Source organism: Pseudomonas sp. Irchel s3h9, assembly GCF_900187475.1.
GTDB classification, from domain to species: domain Bacteria; phylum Pseudomonadota; class Gammaproteobacteria; order Pseudomonadales; family Pseudomonadaceae; genus Aquipseudomonas; species Aquipseudomonas neuropathica.
In genome coordinates, this window is the sequence record NZ_FYDH01000002.1 from 208,443 (window position 1) to 225,020 (window position 16,578).

10 protein-coding genes are annotated in these 16,578 nt (G+C 61.7%); 5 read left to right on the forward strand and 5 right to left on the reverse strand.

Annotated elements, in window-relative coordinates; translation table 11 throughout:
• Positions 1-632: 632 nt before the first annotated feature.
• Both mnxG and CKW26_RS03860 read right to left on the reverse strand, forming a co-directional pair.
• Positions 633-6,467, reverse strand: a complete 5,835-nt coding sequence (mnxG, locus tag CKW26_RS03855) for a manganese-oxidizing multicopper oxidase MnxG (protein WP_095047583.1) — start codon at positions 6,465-6,467, stop codon at positions 633-635.
• Positions 6,468-6,667: 200 nt separating this feature from the next.
• Entirely contained in the window at positions 6,668-7,276 is a 609-nt protein-coding gene (locus tag CKW26_RS03860) for a lytic transglycosylase domain-containing protein (RefSeq protein ID WP_095047584.1), read from the reverse strand.
• Positions 7,277-7,482: 206 nt separating this feature from the next.
• Here CKW26_RS03860 and gspG point away from each other — a divergent pair, with 206 nt between their 5' ends.
• The 3 genes from gspG (at position 7,483) to CKW26_RS03875 (ending at position 9,791) form a co-directional block, all read left to right on the forward strand.
• Positions 7,483-7,911: a type II secretion system major pseudopilin GspG gene (gene gspG / locus CKW26_RS03865; protein ID WP_007913548.1), complete on the forward strand. Its 429-nt coding sequence runs from the start codon at positions 7,483-7,485 to the stop codon at positions 7,909-7,911.
• A gap of 14 nt (positions 7,912-7,925) precedes the next feature.
• The gene (locus CKW26_RS03870) at positions 7,926-9,113 is read left to right on the forward strand and encodes a type II secretion system F family protein (protein WP_095047585.1); all 1,188 of its coding nucleotides are present in this window, start codon (positions 7,926-7,928) and stop codon (positions 9,111-9,113) included.
• 75 nt (positions 9,114-9,188) lie between these two features.
• Positions 9,189-9,791 carry a hypothetical protein gene (locus tag CKW26_RS03875; RefSeq protein ID WP_095047586.1) on the forward strand — a complete coding sequence of 201 codons (603 nt, stop codon included), beginning with the start codon at positions 9,189-9,191 and terminating at the stop codon, positions 9,789-9,791.
• A 281-nt stretch (positions 9,792-10,072) separates the two neighbouring features.
• On the opposite strand, the gene CKW26_RS03880 is transcribed toward CKW26_RS03875, so the two are convergent.
• Positions 10,073-10,972 carry a LysR family transcriptional regulator gene (locus CKW26_RS03880; protein WP_093439300.1) on the reverse strand — a complete coding sequence of 300 codons (900 nt, stop codon included), beginning with the start codon at positions 10,970-10,972 and terminating at the stop codon, positions 10,073-10,075.
• A 161-nt stretch (positions 10,973-11,133) separates the two neighbouring features.
• Here CKW26_RS03880 and CKW26_RS03885 point away from each other — a divergent pair, with 161 nt between their 5' ends.
• Positions 11,134-12,156 carry an alpha/beta hydrolase gene (locus CKW26_RS03885; RefSeq protein ID WP_095047587.1) on the forward strand — a complete coding sequence of 341 codons (1,023 nt, stop codon included), beginning with the start codon at positions 11,134-11,136 and terminating at the stop codon, positions 12,154-12,156.
• 108 nt (positions 12,157-12,264) lie between these two features.
• On the forward strand, positions 12,265-13,692 hold the full coding sequence (locus CKW26_RS03890) for a mechanosensitive ion channel family protein (RefSeq protein WP_095047588.1): 1,428 nt from the start codon (positions 12,265-12,267) through the stop codon (positions 13,690-13,692).
• 316 nt (positions 13,693-14,008) lie between these two features.
• Here the strand turns inward: CKW26_RS03890 and ycaC are convergent, their stop codons facing one another.
• Both ycaC and CKW26_RS03900 read right to left on the reverse strand, forming a co-directional pair.
• The gene (gene ycaC, locus CKW26_RS03895; RefSeq protein ID WP_007913541.1) at positions 14,009-14,632 is read right to left on the reverse strand and encodes an isochorismate family cysteine hydrolase YcaC; all 624 of its coding nucleotides are present in this window, start codon (positions 14,630-14,632) and stop codon (positions 14,009-14,011) included.
• Between the two features lie 70 nt (positions 14,633-14,702).
• Entirely contained in the window at positions 14,703-16,541 is a 1,839-nt protein-coding gene (locus CKW26_RS03900) for an amidohydrolase (RefSeq protein ID WP_095047589.1), read from the reverse strand.
• Positions 16,542-16,578 lie beyond the last annotated feature (37 nt).

Consider the following 16,578-nt stretch of genomic DNA (forward strand, 5'->3'; position numbering starts at 1 on the left):
CCAGCTCCCACAGGTTTTGTATCCATCCCGTCAATCTCACTGGCACCCCTGGCCCTTTGTGGGAGCTGGCTTGCCAGCGATGGCGTCCTTCCTGTCACATCAATTGCGCCTGCGCCGCCGTCATCGCTGGAGAGCCAGCTCCCACAGGTTTTGCATTCATGCCGCAATCTCATGGCCACACCTGGCCCTTTGTGGGAGCTGGCTTGCCAGCGATGGCGTCCTTCCTGTCACATCAATTGCGCCTGCGCCGCCGTCATCGCTGGCAAGCCAGCTCCCACAGGTTTTGCATTCATGCCGCAATCTCATTGCCACACCTGGCCCTTTGTGGGAGCTGGCTTGCCAGCGATGGCGTCCTTCCTGTCACATCAATTGCGCCTGCGCCGCCGTCATCGCTGGCAAGCCAGCTCCCACAGGTTTTGCATTCATGCCGCAATCTCATTGCCACACCTGGCCCTTTGTGGGAGCTGGCTTGCCAGCGATGGCGTCCTTCCTGTCACATCAATTGCGCCTGCGCCGCCGTCATCGCTGGCAAGCCAGCTCCCACAGGTTTTTTATCCAGCCCGTCAAACTCACTGGCACCCCAGCTCCCACAAGGATTTGCATCCACAGGGATATTGTCGTTGCACCCATTTCTACTGCCCCTGCGGCGCCGGTTCCGGTTCGTTGGTCACCCGCAGCAGTCCCCATAACCCGGAGGTATTGCCGTAGGCGGCGTAGTCGCGGAACAGGTAATCCCCCGGGATCGCATTACTGCCACCAGCACTCGGGATCATGAAGCTGAAGTGCGCGGCCGGCAGGATGCTTTCGTGGGCGCCGATGTACATCGACATCGGGTTGTAGCCGAAGCGCACCGAGCCGACGCCCGGCGAGCCCATTGGATAACCACCGACATCGCTCTTCTCGGCCTGGAACGGATTGACCGACCAGACATGCCCGTCAAGCTGGAACGTGGTGCCACGACTGCCACCGCTCGGCATCAGGATGTGCGTACGCAACGGCTGCCCCGGTTTGGCGTAGAGCACCGGCGTCTGCGGATCGCCACCTACCAACGCATTGCTGTAAGCCATGTGCGCGTTGACCATATCGCCGTAACCCGCGCCATCGGCATGACCAAACGGTGCATCCGGGGCGAGGCCGAAGCGATACCACAGCGGTTCGGTCTTGTAGTTGATCGCCATGCTCGAGTTGTCCTGCGGATCGGTCGGCACGCCGAAGCCTTCAGCGGCAATCCCTTCCACCGGCCGACCATTGGCCCAACGGGTGTTCAACGCCTTGTGCCAGACCATCGCAAAGTCGCGGTAGCTGGTTTGTCCAGGCGCGGTGACCGTGGCGTTGACCTTGCGCGCATCGTCGACCCACGTCGCGCCGATCGGCAGGATGCTCATCGCCCCGCCAAGGCCTTTTTGCGGCTGCTTGATCACGTCCGCCGGGGTGATGTTCAAGCCGCCGAACTCCACCGCCGTGGCGTTGATGTTGTCGACGCTGCGCCCCAGTTGAGTCACCGGTTTGCCTTCACGCTCCAGGTGCCCGGCGTAGTACTGATAAGTACGAGTCGGGTACGCGCCGCTGCTGCCGACACGCGGTGGCACGGTCTGGATCGGGTTGGCGCCGACGTTGGCGCCGTCGGATTTGGTGATGTCATACGCCAGCAACTGCGCGTGCAGGCCGACGTGGCTGGACGGCCGCATCAGGTTGTTGCTGAAGGTGGTCGAACCCAGACCGCTGTTGCGATCACGCTTGACCATGCCCTGCATCACAGCCGTCTGGGTCAGGTCAGGCATGACGCTCGGCAGGCGGTTTTCCAGAGTGATGTTGATGCAATCCCCTGCCGCCGCACGCAGTACCAGCGGTTCGACTGGAATACCGGGTTTGAGCTTGCCACTCACCGGATCGAGATCGGATTTGCGCACATACAGAATCGCGGTCGGATCATGCAACGGACCACTCTGCCCGCCGATGGTGATGGTTTCGCCATCCTCGGGATCGGTCACCGTGACCTGCGGAATGCTCACCGTGCGCGAGTTCAGCACCAGGGTACCGCCCGCTGGATTGAGCGACCCGCCGACATGCTGGCCAAGCCCTTCGGGATCGCCGATGGTCAGGCCCAGCGTATTGCCGAGGATGTCGTTGGCCAGCGCCGCGACCACTTCATAGTTGCGCTGCACGGTTGGCCGGGTGCCAATGCCGTTAGGGTTGGCGCCATAGCGCGGGCAACTGCCCTCGAACGCCACAGTGTTGCGCATGCCCGCCGGGCTCGGGTTGTTCGGGATGGCGAACAGGTCGGCGCGTTTGGCGGTGTAGTTGCGCATCACGCCCCAGATACCGCTCCAGTAGCCTTCGATCGAAGCGTCCATCGAGTACAGATAATCGCCCGTGGTCGCCGCCGAACTGGACAGCATCGACACCGGCGCAATGAAGCCCATCTGCTCGGAGATACCGATCATCTGCGACGCACGCCAGCCGGAGTTGGAGCTGTTGCCGAAACCGGAACCGCTCTGCAGCCATTTCACACCGTGCAGGGTGACGTTGTGCTCTTCTTCATGGCCGCCGGCATGCACCCGCAGCCGCACGTTATCGCCGGTGTAAGTACGCAGCATCGGCGTGAACGGATCGCCCGGTTCGGCGCCGCCCTTGTTGATGTGCGGCGGGAACAGCGTGGTGCCGCCGGTTGGGCCGGTCGCCGAGGTGAGCAGATTCGGCGCCAGGTTCATCGCCGGTATGGCGCGGTCGGTGCGGCTTTGCATGGCGAACGACAGATCACCGCCGAGGCCGTCGGCCTGCATGCCGCGCTTGCCGTCCGGGCCGACCTTGTTCGGGTCGTACACGCGCAGGGCCAACGGTTCGTTGCGATAGTTGACGACGAACATGCCTGGATCATCCACCGAGATCGCCTGCGGACATGGCCGGCTCGGGCAGCCCGGCACCTGACCGCCCTGCACTTCCAGCACCCCTTCGAGCAAGTTGCTGGCGTTGTTGCGCACTGGCGGGTTGATCGCGTAACGGAAGCTGTCGGCAGTGGCCGGGAACGCCTGCGCGTTGGGCACACCGTTAGGGCCAGCACCGACGTAAACGCCAGCTTCATAGGCGTGCTGGAAGTCGCTGTATTCAAGGAAAAACTCGCGGAAGCTGTCGTTCTTACCGTCGCCATCGAGGTCGCCGGTATTGATCACCGCTTGCCACGACGTCGGTCCACCGTCCTGACGCGCGCCGCTATAGAGAGGCTCGCCGGTTTCGGCGTGGAACCAGGTGGAGCCGGCCGGCTCTGCAAGAACGGTTGCGTACAGACCGATCTGTTGGTGCGTCGATGGGCCTAAGTGGTCATGGGTGAAGATGGTGCCGAGGCCGCGATCGACGCCTTTGGCGTTGACCACCGGATCGACGAACCAGCGCTGCATCGCCGTGCGCGCACCGAGCCAATCGGCGCGGCCGTATTGGCCAAAGAACGGATGGTTCTTGGCTTTCGGGCAGGCCTGAGTGCCGTCGCGCGGGTCGGTACCAGCGCACTGGTTAAACTCGCGGATCGCGTGGATGCGTTCCTGCACGGCGCCGGGCGAGAGCACGCCGTCCTCGTAGTTCCAGCCGTTGGACGAGCCGTCCGCCGAGGTCAAATCCCATTTCGGCAAGTGGATGTGCTGGCCGATCACATCGGTAGGCGTGCGCACCTGATAGTCGTCCATCTCATAGGTGGCCGGCACCAGGTTGGTTTGCTGGTATTGCACGCAATCGAAAGTGTTCATGCGCATCACCAGCGGCTCTGGTGGACGTTGCTTGGTGATCACCGGCCAAGCGTCTTCCCACAGCGCGAGAATGCGCGCTTGCGGGAAGTGATAGCCGACCTTGTTGTACACCGCGTCGAACTGGATGTTCGCGGCTTTGTAAATCCGTGGGCGGTCGGCGGTGAAGCTCGAGGCGCCGACGAAGGACATGCCGTCGATGCGTTCACCGCTGGCGAATTCACCGCTACCGGCGCTGGCGGTCAGGCGTTTTTGCCGGTCATCCATGCACGGTTCGTAGTACGGCGCACCCGCCATCGGCAAGGCACCGTTGGTGCGGAACGCCTTGGCGACCACTTGATTGCCGGGCAGCAAGGCGTAGCTTGGATGGTCTTTTTTCGCGTGGAAAGCCATCGCGGCTTGTTCGACTTCGGTGCCTTCTTCCGGCAGGTAAATCGGTTTGGCGCGGGTGACTTCCTTGGAGAAATCCAGCGAGGTGGTCACGGTGTGCGCTTCGCCACCCGCCGAGACGCCATCCAGTGCATGCCGTTGCAAGCCGCCATCCCAGCCACCGGATTGCGCCGGGTCAAGGTTGGCCCACAGCGCTTTGCCGCTGGCCTTGAGCGATTGCGCGGTGGCGGCGTCGAGCATGTCCAGTGGCGGAGTTGGTGGCCGTTGGCCGACCGAACTTTCCATGCCGCCGATCCAGAACGGATAGCCAGGGTTTTTCAGGCTGCCGTCGGCATTGCGGTTGGCTTCGCTGCGATCGACCAGCGCCAGCGAGCCAATGGCTTGACCGCCGGCGTTGCCGCCATGGTGCTCGCCGTCGTCATCGCCCTCTTCTTCATCCTCGTCGTCATCATTGCCGGCAACCAGGGTTTCACCGATTTTCGGCACCACCACCACTTTGCCGGGCATCGGCGCCATGGCTTTGCCGGGCAGCGGCACGATGGCCGGAATCGGCGTACCGGCGACTATTTCACCATCGGGCAATGCCCGTGCCCCCGCCGCCGGTTTGCCACTGCGCAAGGCAAACGGTTCGCTGTGGTAACCGTCGGCGCCCTGCTGCGAAACATCGAGTCGAGTGCCTTCTTCGAAGACATCGTGCACCCGCCACATGGCCCACATGCCCTGGGCGAAGTGCGGGTAGAAATGGCAGTGATAGATCGCATCGCCGGCCACGCGGTTGCGGTTGCCCGAACCACCGTTGGCGATTTCATAGGTGTAACCGGCGCCCGGGCCGATGCCCTGGGCGTCGACGTAATCGGAATTGTCGTCGTTGGGGTTGAACAGCCACTGATGGCCGTGCAGGTGGAAGATGTGCTGCTCATGGCCATTGTGGGTATTGCGGAATTTGACGAAGTCGCCGATGTAGCTGTGGTTGACGTTCGACGGCTCCGACGGATACAGGGCCATGGTGGCTTTCACGCCGATCTGATCGGCGCGCGGTATCTGGCCGGGGGCGATGTTCTCAAGCCCGGTGTTGGCCGGCACATCCACCAGCATCGCCACATCGCCGACGGTGTGCGAGCTGAGGAAGAATTCTTCATAGGCGCACGACAGGCAATCGTGCATCGGCCCCACACCCAAGCGGTTGGCGACCACTTCGGCGCCCATGCCGCCGGAGCCATAGTTGATCATGAACGAGTCGCGGGTCGGCTCCAGCACATGGGCCATCACTGGATCAGCCCAGTACGCCGGGAACGCTTGAGTGGCAGCGGTTTCATCCTGGAATTGCGAGGCAAAATCGCGGAACGCTTCGAGGCGGTTGGGGATTGCCGGGTTGCGTTTTCCCACCGACTCCAGCGGGTAGGTGCTGGACGGAAAACTGCCGTCGGCGTTGCTGCCCATGACAATCGCGTCGCTTTCGCTGGAGATGATTTCACTGCCGTCGACCATGTTGATGATCGGCGTTCCGGCCTTGCCTTCGCGCAACCACGGTTCGCGCTGCGGGTAGCGCGCCTGGTAGTCGACGATCGGTTGACCGGTGGGTGCGCGGCCCGTAGTGGCCAGGCGCATTTCTTCTTCGGTGAGGGTATTGCGATAGCTGCGGCCACCCTTGGGCAGGACGACGACCTGGCCGAACAAGCCATTGGCGACGTTGCCGGCCGCGCCCTCGCCGCCAAACGTTGCGCCACGGCTGCTCACGGCAAACGCGCCTTCACGTTCGGCGAACAAGGTATAGGAACGGCTCGCGCCGGGTGGCACCAGGGTGTTGGCGTTACGCCCGGTGAACGAAGAAATGTCATCGATGCTGTTCACCGCTTGCAGGCCGTTGACCTGGAAGCCGACGTGACGATCCGCCACCTGCTCATCGACTTTGAAGTCTTCGGCGCCGTTGGCGTTTTCCGCGCCCTCTTCTTCGCCCTCGTTCTCAAAGTGCTTGTTCGGGTTGGCCTGATAGTCGAGCAGGTTCTGCAGATTGATCGTCAGGCAATCGCCGGCAGCCACGCGCAGAACCAGCGGCCGTGGACGCTTGTCCGGGCGCAACGAGACTTTGCCCGGCACTGCGGCGCCACCGTAAGCCAGCGACTGCTCATGTTCATCGACCACATCGCGGCGCAGGGCGAACATCATGCCGTTGATGTTCTGTGCACCGAGGCGGTTGAACATCAGCGGTTGATCGAAGGCGACGACGTTGGCCACCAGGTTGCGCTCGCAACGCACGGCCGCGCCGGCCAGTTCGACGCTGAGCATCGAGGCCAGAATCAGCAGCCAGTTAATCAGGGACGGAGCGTGAGGAAAGCCAGCCATGATCAGGAACCTCGTAGTGGGTGCTCGTGGGAACACTTCTCGACAAATGCCTCGGAGCAATCCGCGTGCCACAAAAAATTGCATTAATGTTCAATCAGTTACCGCGACCACTTGAGCATCCGGGGAATATTCCCCACCCGTTTTCCCCACTTTTCGGGCCTCCATGGTTTGCCCCGAAAGTGGGGAAAACCGATTGGGGATTACAACGGCGCATCCATCGCCAGACCCTGCAGACGCCGGTACTGACGCAACACGTTCGGTACGTAACGCTGGGTTTCGGCGAACGGCGGAATCACCCGGCCACGGCTGAGCACCGCGTCGGGCCCGGCGTTGTAAGCCGCTACGGCGAGGGCAATGTCGTTGTCGAACAGGGTCATCAGGCGCTTGAGGTATTTGGCCCCACCCTGGATGTTGGCCTTGGGGTCGTAGACATCGGTCACACCCAGCTCGCGCGCGGTGTCGGGCATCAACTGCATCAGCCCGCCGGCGCCTTTGGGCGAGGTGGCGCCGGGGTTGTAACGGGATTCGGCGTTGATCACTGCGTGCAGCAGCGCTTCGGGTAACTGGTTGACTTTGGCGGCTGCCGAAACCAGTTCTGCGTAGGGCTGATTGGCGATCATTTGTGGCTGTTGATCGAGGCTGGCCACAGGCAATTCAGCCTCGTGGATCACCCGTTCGTAGGTGCGTCCGGGCCGGTGAACGTTGGACAGTACATAGCTGCCCTTGGCGTCTACCGAGATGAACACATCGGCCTGCGCGGCGCCGCTGAGCAGCACACAACCGAGCAGTCCGCTGGCAAGGAATTTCATGTCGGGCCTCCCCGGATCGACCCCGATAAATTGGGGGAAATGCCCCAATGGCCGATCACGTTTGAGCCATACGCAAGCACTGTGCCGACTCTTGAGAGGCCCGTATTTCAAGGGTTTCAGCGTACAAGCGGGTTATCAGTGGGGCCTGAGCATGGCAATTGCATAAGCCCTTCAGGCGACACGGCTGCCACTCACGGGAGGTCATCATGAAGCTGCAATTTCGTCCGCGTGGCCAACGCGGTTTTACCCTGCTCGAATTGCTCGTGGTGCTGGTGGTGCTCGGCCTGTTGGCCGGGATCGTCGCGCCGAAATACTTCGCCCAACTCGGTCGCTCCGAAGTGAAGGTGGCCAAGGCACAGATCGAAGGACTGAGCAAAGCGCTGGATATCTATCGACTGGAAGTCGGTCACTACCCGTCCACCGAACAGGGCTTGCAAGCCTTGGTCACCGCACCGAGTGACGAGGCGAAATGGACCGGGCCGTACTTGCAGAAAAAGCTGCCGCAGGATCCGTGGGGACGTAATTACGCCTACCGCTATCCCGGCGAAAACAGTGAGTACGACCTGCTGTCCATGGGCAAGGACGGCCAGCCCGGTGGCGAAGGTGAGAACGCTGAAGTGACCAACTGGCAGTAAGCGGAGCGCGGCCCATGCGATTTCATTTAAAAGCGGTCGGCAAGACGGGCGTGGTGTCCTTGAGCGTCGAAGCGCAGGGTGACAGCGAGGCGCGGCGGATTGCCGAGGACCAGGGTTTGCGGGTGCTCAGCTCGCATGCCGACAAGCATTGGCGCTCGCTGAAACTGCGCCAGCGCGAGACCTTCAACCTGGTGTTGTTCAGCCAGGAACTGACCACGCTGCTCAATGCCGGTCTGCCGCTGATCGACGCGCTGGAAAGCCTCGCCGAAAAAGAAACCGCCCCCGCGGCCCGGAAAACCTTGAGTGAGCTGGTGCGCCTGCTCTACGAGGGTAAATCCTTCTCGCAGGCGTTGGGCCAGTTGTCGGCGGTGTTCCCGCCGCTGTACGTGGCGTTGGTACAGTCCAGCGAGAAGACCGGCGCGGTCGGCGATGCGCTGGGGCGCTACGTCAGTTATCGCCAGCGCATGGACGAGGTGCGGCAGAAGATCATCAGCGCCTCGATCTACCCGATGCTGTTGCTGGTAGTCGGCGGTGGCGTGGTGCTGTTCCTGATGGGTTATGTGGTGCCGCGCTTCAGCCTGGTGTTTGAAGGGCTGGGGAATAACCTGCCTTGGCTGTCGCAGGTGTTGATGAGCAGTGGCATGTTTTTGCATGCGCATCAGGCTGAATTCTTCGCTGGGTTGGCAGCGATTGTCATCGCCCTCGCCGTGCTGCAAAAGCAACCGGCGTTTCGCCGTGGTCTGGATCGACTGGTGGAGAAACTGCCGGCCGTGCATCAACGGATTTTCATGTATGAACTGGCACGGTTTTATCGTTCGCTGGGGATTCTGTTGCAAGGCGGGATTCCGCTGGTGACCGCCATGAGCATGGTGCGCGGCTTGCTCACCGTGGCTTCGCGGGTGCGGCTCGATCAGGCCTGCGAGCGCGTGCGCGAGGGGCAATCATTGTCGACCGCGCTGGAACTCAATCACCTGGTGACCCCGGTGTCCCTGCGCCTGCTGCGCGCCGGCGAACAGTCCGGCAACCTCGGGCAGATGATGGAGCGCAGTGCCGACTTCTACGACGAGGAAATCAGCCGCTGGCTGGAGTGGTTCGTGAAGTTGTTCGAGCCGCTGCTGATGACGTTTATCGGCCTGCTGATCGGGGTCATCGTGATCCTGATGTACATCCCGATTTTCGAACTGGCTTCGAGTATTCACTGACTCCGGGAACGGGTCCGCCCCCTGCAACAACGCACTTTTACGTTCCCAAACAAAACCACAAAGACGGAGAACGATATGCACATTAAAAAGCTCGTGCTCGCAATGGCCATCGGCGCAGTTCTGTCGGCGTCCATCGTGCTGATTCCAGATAGCCTTTCCGGCATTTCCAGTGTTCAGGCCAAGGAAGGTGGCAGTGGTGGTGGAGGGAGTGGCGGCGGTGGACATGGCGGAGGGGGCGGCGGTAACGGTGGAGGAAATGGCGGCGGGCATGGTGGTAGTGGTGGAGGCGGCGGAAGTGGCGGTGGCGGTGGCGGTGGCGGTGGCGGTGGCGGTGGCGGTGGCGGTGGCGGTGGCGGTGGCGGTGGCGGCAATGGTGGTGGACACGGCGGCAGTGGCAATGGCGGAAGTGGCCACGGTGACGGCGGCAGTGGTCACAGCGGCGGCGGCCAGGGCTCCGGACACGCCGGCAACTCCGCCTCCTCAGGACGCAACGGCACCCACGCCGAACCAGGCGATGACCGCGGCGTGCACCGGGCAGGCGAAGTCGGCGACGACCATGGCGTCCATCGCGCGGGTGAAGTCGGTGACGACCGGGGCCTGCATGCAGCTGGCGAACCGGGGGATGATCGTGGCGTACATGTCGGCGGCGAGCCGGGCGATGACAAGCGCGCCAACTGATCCATCCTGAAACACCGCAACCCTTGTGGGAGCTGGCTTGCCAGCGATGAGGCCCGATCAGGCAACGCTGTATTGCCTGACACACCGCCATCGCTGGCAAGCCAGCTCCCACAGGGTTTTTTGGTGTGCAAACAATCAGCAGACAACCACCATCAACTGTGGGAGCGAGCCTGCTCGCGAAGGCTGGGGGTCAGCCAATATTGTTTTGACTGACACACCGCTTTCGCGAGCAGGCTCGCTCCCACAAGGGTTTTGCAGGGATTGAAAATCTACTGTAAGGCTCAGAGGGCGACGTGGCTCTCGTTCAGGCGTTCGCGCAAGAACTCGACCAGCGCCTGAACCGGCCTTGAGGCCTGGCGATGCTGTGGGTAAACGGCTGAAAGTGTCAGCGGTTCCGGGCGCAAATCATCCAGCACCGGCACCAACCGGCCGTCTTTCAACGCCGCGCCGACAATGAACGTCGGCAAATAGGTAATGCCCATCCCCTGCACTGCGGCATCCCTGAGCAACTCGCCGTTGTTAACGCGCATGCGCCCGGTGACATTCACCAACAACGGCTTGCCCTGCCCGGCATTGAAGCGCCATTGCACCGAACGCCCATGGCCATAAGGCAGGCAGTCATGGCTGTGCAGGTCTTCAGGCTTGAGCGGCGTGCCGCGCTCGGCGAGGTACGCCGGACTGGCGCAGTACACCCGCTCGATCGACGCGATGCGCCGGGCAATCAGGGTCGAGTCTTCCAGCACGCCAATGCGCAGCGCCAGATCGTAGCCCTCACCGAGCAAATCCACCGGGCGGTCACTCAAGTCCACCTCGACCGTGACCTCCCGATAGCGCTGCAAGAACAGAGGCAACAGACAGCCCAGATGCGCCACCGCAAACGACAGCGGCGCACTCAAGCGAATCGTCCCGCGTGGCTCGGCGGTTTGCCCGGCGATGCCCTGCTCCACCTGTTCGACTTCGCCGAGCAGGCGCAATGCCGATTCGTAGTAACTCTGCCCCAGCGGCGTCACGTCCAGACGCCGGGTGGAGCGATTCAACAACCGCACGCCAAGACGCTCCTCCAGTTGCATCAAGCGTCGGCTGACGAACTGCTTGGACAGGCCTAATTGATCGGCCGCTGAGGTGAAGCTGCCGGAGTCCATGACCTGGCAAAAAATACGCATGTCTTCGAATGGGTTCATTGTCACTCTCTGGTGGACAGTTAAACGCTTTATAGCCGCTTTTTCACTTTTCGGCAGCTCATTAATCTGTGCTCACGGTGTTGCTGAGGCCTGAAGCCCAGCGCCACAGCAGCCCGCAACCCAGGCATAAAAATTCAAAAACATTCAAAAGGATTTCCACCATGAACATCGTCAAGAAAACCCTCACCGCGTCCCTCCTCGCCCTGTCCATCGGCAATGCCTTCGCCGCCGAAAGCAGCGGTGTCGAACACAACACCCAAGCCTTCCTCAACGCCCTCGCCGCCGGCGGTGGCAAACCCCTTGAGCAACTGAGCCCGAAAGACGCTCGTGCGGTACTGACCGGCGCGCAGGCTTCGGTGAAGGTGGACTTGTCCGGTGTTGAAGTCAGCGACAAGGCGATCAAGGTCGACGGCCAGACGATCAACCTGAAAGTCGTGCGGCCGGCCAAGGTCAAAGGTGAATTGCCGGTGTTCATGTTCTTCCACGGTGGCGGCTGGGTGCTCGGTGATTTCCCGACGCACCAACGCCTGATTCGCGACTTGGTGGTGGGTTCCGGCGCGGTTGCGGTGTACGTCGATTACACGCCGTCGCCGGAAGCGCAGTACCCGACCGCAATCAACCAGGCTTACGCCGCAACCAAATGGGTGGCTGAGCACGGCAAGGAGATCGGTGTCGACGGCAAGCGCCTGGCAGTAGCGGGCAACAGCGTCGGCGGCAACATGGCGGCGGTTGTGGCGTTGATGGCCAAGGAACAAAAAGCCCCGGCGCTGCGCTTCCAGCTGCTGATGTGGCCGGTGACCAACGCGCAGTTCGACGACGGTTCGTACCAGCAATTCGCTGAGGGCCATTTCCTTACCAAAGGCATGATGCAGTGGTTCTGGGACAACTACACCACCAACCCGGCCGAGCGTGCGCAGATCCACGCCTCGCCGCTCAACGCCAGCACCGAACAGCTCAAGGGCCTGCCCGCCGCACTGGTGCAGACCGCCGAATTCGACGTGCTGCGTGACGAAGGTGAAGGTTATGCGCGGCACCTCGATGCGGCCGGCGTGGCGGTGACCTCGGTGCGTTACAACGGGATGATTCATGACTTTGGTTTGCTCAATCCGCTGAGTCAGATTCCTGAGGTGAAGGCGGCGGTGCGTCAGGCGGCGGCTGAGCTGAAGACTCATCTGAACCCTTAACAGCAAAAGATCGCAGCCTGCGGCAGCTCCTACTTTGGAATGCAATTTTCTGTAGGAGCTGCCGCAGGCTGCGATCTTTTTATTGGCAGACACTGCGGAGCCAAGGTCATGACATTTTTTTACACCCACCTGCTGTCCTTCAGCGCCGCTTTGCTGCTGCTCGACGCGGTGCTCTGGCACTTCTCGCCCTTCACCCATCGCGCCCCGAGAGTCGGTGTGCGCCTGGTGCTGTTCCTGGCGTTCACGGCGCTGGTGATCAACGCCGGCGTCAGTCCGTTGCAAGCACCACAATTCACCGATGACCGCGTGGCGCAACTGGGTGCGACGGCGTTGGGGATTCTCTGGTGGCTGTACGCTGCGCGGGTGCTGACCGAAGTGATCGGCCTGGCGCTGATGCGCCGCATCGGCCACAGCGGCCGTTTGCTGCAAGACGTGATTGGCGCATTGGTCTTTCTGGTCGCCACCGTTGCCGCGGCCGGTTATGTGCTGGAGCTGCCGGTAAAAGGCTTGCTGGCAACCTCCGGCGTGGTCGCCATCGTTGTCGGTCTGGCGCTGCAAAGCACCTTGGCCGATGTGTTTTCCGGGATCGTGCTCAACACCACCAAGCCGTATCAGGTGGATGATTTCGTGGTGATCGACGGCGTCGAAGGCAAAGTCTTCGACATCGACTGGCGCGCCACGCACCTGCTGACCAGCGCCGGGACCATGGCGGTGGTGCCGAACTCGGTGGCGGCCAAGGCGAAGATCGTCAACCTCAGTCGCCCGAATAACATGCACGGCGTGTCGATCAGCATCAAAGTGCCGAATCACATCCGCCCGCGCCGGGTACTGGATGCGCTTGATCGCACCTTGCAGGGCAGCAGTTCGCTGTTGCTGACGCCAGCGCCGAAAGCCGTGCTGAAAGAGGCCGGCGAAACCATGTCGGAATACGTGGCCAGCGGGTTCATCGCCGAGCTCGGCAAGAAAAGCGAAGTGCGCAATCAATTGTTCGACCTTGCCCACCGGCATCTGGAAGCGGCGGGAATTTCGCGGCATCCGGACGGCGTGATCGAACCCTCGACCCGGGCTCGTGCGTTGCTCGATGAAGTGAAAATCTTCCGCTCGCTGAGCAGTGAGGAACGTGATCGCCTCGCCGAATCGATGGTTGCGCAGCAGTACGCGGCGGGCCAGGTGGTGCTGGATCTGGACGAGGTGCCGGAGAGTCTGTTCGTGATTGCCACCGGGGTGGTCAGTGCGACCGTGGCGGACGGCGACAGCAAGGTTGAGGCCGGGCGGATGGGGCCGAGCGAGGTCATGGGTGAACAGAGCATTCTGGCGGATACGCCGTCGCAAGCGACGTTCACGGCGCTGACCTCGAGCATCATTTATCGGCTCGACAAGAATCTCACTCGTGAGTGCATGGAACAGCGCACGGAGGTGGGTCGGGCGTTGAATAAATTGCAGGCGGTGCGTCAGCAGAACAGTCGCCTCGCGTTGATGGCTAAACCGGTGGCGGTGAGGAAAGGCGGGTTTTTGGGGTGGCTTCAAAAGCGCTGATGCGGGGATTTTAAGATCAAAAGCCTACCCCCTCACCCCAACCCTCTCCCCCAAGGGGGCGAGGGGAAAGGGAGCCGATCTTCATGCGGTTCAAAACTGAAGTTCGGCTCGAAGTTTCAGGTCGGCGTATCTAGAAAAACACCTCGGTCAGTCCCCTCTACCCAAGACATCAAAGGGAAAGGGAGCAGACCGCATGCAATTCAGAACCCGAGTTCGGCTCGGTATCGCACGTCGGCGTACCTCGAAAGAACCCCTCGGTCAGTCCCCTCTCCCTCCGGGAGAGGGCTAGGGTGAGGGGCTTTTCAGGATCAGCCGATTACTTGGCAGTGAACTTGGTATAGCTATTGATCAGGTTGCGATAGTTAGGCAGACGCTCCGACAGCAGATGGGCCAGACCTTCCATATCGTTGCGCCAGTCACCCTGCAGCTCGCACGCCACCGAGAACCAGTTCAACAGGTGTGCACCCGCTGCCGACATCCGCGCCCACGCCGCTTGTTGCACGGTGGTGTTGAAAGTGCCGGACGAGTCGGTCACCACAAACACTTCGTAGCCTTCAGCAATCGCCGACAAGGTCGGGAACGCCACGCAAACGTCAGTCACCACACCGGCGATGATCAGTTGCTTGCGACCGGTTGCCTTGATCGCTTTGACGAAATCTTCGTTGTCCCACGCATTGATCTGCCCCGGGCGCTGAATGAACGGCGCATCCGGAAACTGCTCGCGCAATTCAGGCACGATCGGACCATTGGGACCTGCGTCAAAACTGGTGGTGAGGATGGTCGGCAGCTTGAAGAACTTGGCGATGTCGCCCAGCGCCAGCACGTTGTTCTTGAATTCGTTCGGAGTGAAATCCTGGACCAGCGAGATCAGACCGGTCTGGTGATCGACCAGCAATACAACCGCATCATCTTTGTTCAGACGTGTGTAAGGAACGCTCATGGGAAAACTCCTGATGGACGGATGGATGAAGCGTGAAGCGCCGACCGGATGGCCGGCGCTTCAGGGGAAATCAGAAAGCGAAGCAGGAACAGCCGAACGCGCCCCAGAAACCGGCGAAGTCGCTGACCGGTGCGTTCGACATCCGCGCCTTTTCATGGCTGTGGGTGTGCACCGCACACGGCCCGCTGCACTGGTGCACCTGCGCCTGCAACGGCGAATTCGGCCGCCAGTGGCCCGGGACTTTCACTACCGGCGACCAGTCCGGCAGCACTGGAATCGAGCGCGGGCCGAGGTCTTCAAAGTCGCCGGCCGCGTAAACAATCTTGCCGCCGACCACGGTCATAACCGATTCGATCCACTTGATCGCTTCTTCCTCGACATGGAAGAAGTCCGCGCTCAGCGCCGCCAGATCCGCCAGTTGCCCGACCTTGATCTGGCCTTTCTTGCCCTGTTCCGAGGAGAACCAGGCGCTGCCGTGGGTGAACAGTTCCAGCGCGGTGGCGCGCGGCAAACCTTCTTCGTACAAGGCCAGGCCACCAACCGTGCGACCGCTGACCATCCAGTACAGCGAGGTCCACGGGTTGTAACTGGAAACGCGCGTGGCATCAGTGCCGGCGCCGACCGGTACGCCTTCGGCGAGCATGCGTTTGATCGGTGGCGTCGCCTCGGCGGCTTGTTTGCCGTAACGATCAACGAAGTACTCACCCTGAAACGCCATGCGATCCTGAATCGCAATGCCGCCGCCCAGCGCTTTTACCCGCTCGATGTTCTGCGGGGTGATGGTTTCGGCGTGGTCGAAGAACCATGGCAGACCATTGAACGGGATGTCGCGATTGACCTTCTCGAACACGTCGAGCATACGGCTGATGGATTCGTTGTAAGTCGCGTGCAAACGGAACGGCCAGCGTTGCTCGACCAAGTGGCGCACCACTGGCTCCAGCTCTTCTTCCATGGTTTGCGGCAGATCCGGGCGCGGTTCGAGGAAGTCTTCGAAGTCCGCCGCCGAAAACACCAGCATTTCGCCGGCGCCGTTGTGACGCAGGAAGTCGTCGCCCTGATGCAACTTGACGCTGCCGGTCCAGTTCTGGAAATCGCTCAGCTCTTCTTTCGGCTTCTGGGTGAACAGGTTGTAGGCGATGCGCACGGTCAACTGGTCGTCTTTGGCCAGTTGCTCGATCACCTGATAATCGTCCGGGTAGTTCTGGAAACCACCGCCGGCGTCGATCGCGCTGGTCAGGCCGAGGCGATTGAGTTCGCGCATGAACTGGCGGGTCGAGTTGACCTGATATTCCAGTGGCAGCTTCGGCCCTTTGGCCAGCGTCGAGTAGAGAATCATCGCGTTCGGCCGCGCGACCAGCATGCCGGTCGGGTTGCCGTTGCTGTCGCGGACGATCTCGCCACCCGGCGGGTTCGGCGTGTCGCGGGTGTAGCCGGCGACGCGCAGCGCGGCGCGGTTGAGCAGCGCGCGGTCATACAGGTGCAGGATGAACACTGGTGTGTCCGGTGCAGCCTGGTTGATTTCTTCGAGGGTCGGCATGCGTTTTTCGGCGAACTGGAATTCGTTCCAGCCCCCGACCACGCGTACCCATTGCGGGGTCGGCGTGCGGTCGGCCTGATCCTTGAGCATGCGCAGCGCGTCGGCCAGCGACGGCACGCCTTCCCAGCGCAGTTCGAGGTTGTAGTTCAAACCGCCACGAATCAGGTGCAAGTGCGAGTCGTTGAGACCCGGAATAACGCAGCGGCCGTGCATATCGACCACTTGCGTGTTCGGCCCGCGCAGGGCCATGGCCTGGTTGTCGTTGCCGACGACGACGAAGCGGCCGTCGGTGATGGCCACGGCACTGGCCAGCGGTTTGGTGCGGTCTACGGTATGAAACTGGCCATTGAATAAAATCAGATCGGCGCTCATCGCAGTTCCTCAAGCAAAGTGAAAAGGAGCGAACCCC

What these genes read in the sequence shown, in the direction of transcription:
- mnxG (WP_095047583.1), bottom strand. Translation starts at nt 6,467, where the DNA reads ATGGCTGGCTTTCCTCACGCTCCGTCCCTGATTAACTGGCTGCTGATT.
- CKW26_RS03860 (WP_095047584.1), bottom strand. Translation starts at nt 7,276, where the DNA reads ATGAAATTCCTTGCCAGCGGACTGCTCGGTTGTGTGCTGCTCAGCGGC.
- gspG (WP_007913548.1), top strand. Translation starts at nt 7,483, where the DNA reads ATGAAGCTGCAATTTCGTCCGCGTGGCCAACGCGGTTTTACCCTGCTC.
- CKW26_RS03870 (WP_095047585.1), top strand. Translation starts at nt 7,926, where the DNA reads ATGCGATTTCATTTAAAAGCGGTCGGCAAGACGGGCGTGGTGTCCTTG.
- CKW26_RS03875 (WP_095047586.1), top strand. Translation starts at nt 9,189, where the DNA reads ATGCACATTAAAAAGCTCGTGCTCGCAATGGCCATCGGCGCAGTTCTG.
- CKW26_RS03880 (WP_093439300.1), bottom strand. Translation starts at nt 10,972, where the DNA reads ATGAACCCATTCGAAGACATGCGTATTTTTTGCCAGGTCATGGACTCC.
- CKW26_RS03885 (WP_095047587.1), top strand. Translation starts at nt 11,134, where the DNA reads ATGAACATCGTCAAGAAAACCCTCACCGCGTCCCTCCTCGCCCTGTCC.
- CKW26_RS03890 (WP_095047588.1), top strand. Translation starts at nt 12,265, where the DNA reads ATGACATTTTTTTACACCCACCTGCTGTCCTTCAGCGCCGCTTTGCTG.
- ycaC (WP_007913541.1), bottom strand. Translation starts at nt 14,632, where the DNA reads ATGAGCGTTCCTTACACACGTCTGAACAAAGATGATGCGGTTGTATTG.
- CKW26_RS03900 (WP_095047589.1), bottom strand. Translation starts at nt 16,541, where the DNA reads ATGAGCGCCGATCTGATTTTATTCAATGGCCAGTTTCATACCGTAGAC.